This window comes from Dawidia cretensis (assembly GCF_018598175.1).
GTDB classification, from domain to species: domain Bacteria; phylum Bacteroidota; class Bacteroidia; order Cytophagales; family Cyclobacteriaceae; genus Ohtaekwangia; species Ohtaekwangia cretensis.
Genome location: NZ_JAHESE010000120.1, coordinates 1 through 476, shown reverse-complemented (window position 1 = coordinate 476; position 476 = coordinate 1). Strand labels below are relative to the sequence as shown.

General features: G+C 57.4%; 1 protein-coding gene. It reads left to right on the top strand.

Annotation, left to right across the window (positions count from 1 at the left end):
- Window positions 1-213: 213 nt before the first annotated feature.
- The coding region (locus tag KK062_RS30010; protein ID WP_254088076.1) for a hypothetical protein at window positions 214-476 on the top strand (263 nt) is incomplete at its 3' end.

Below are 476 nucleotides of genomic sequence, written 5' to 3'. Positions count from 1 at the left end.
CCTATGGCATGCGTTACCGAATCACCGACGACGGCCGGACAGTAACCCTGGAGGATGGCAGCTGCCGCTAGCCCGGTATACTTTTCTTTGTCTTTATACGCGGTTGCAGCCGCCGGTTCGCTGGTGTCGATAAGAATCTATCCAACCCGTGTTTCCTGATTTGGTCATCTGCACCTGGCGTGTAGCCGGGTGGTAAAACACGCTATTACCCCTATGCGCTTCTTTACTGTTGTTACAGCCCTCACCTGGTACGCCCTGATGACCGCCGCGGTCACACCCGTACACGGGCAGGCTGCACTTCAAACCCCCTATGCTACACTGACGGCGCGCAAGATGCCGCTGGCCCAGGCCTTCCGGCAGATCCAGCAGAAGACGGGCTTGCTGTTTGTGTACCAGCCCGGGTTGGTGGATGTATATAAGGAAGTACAGGTGCCCGAGGGGCGGTTTACGGTGGCGCAGGCGTTGGATAGTGTATT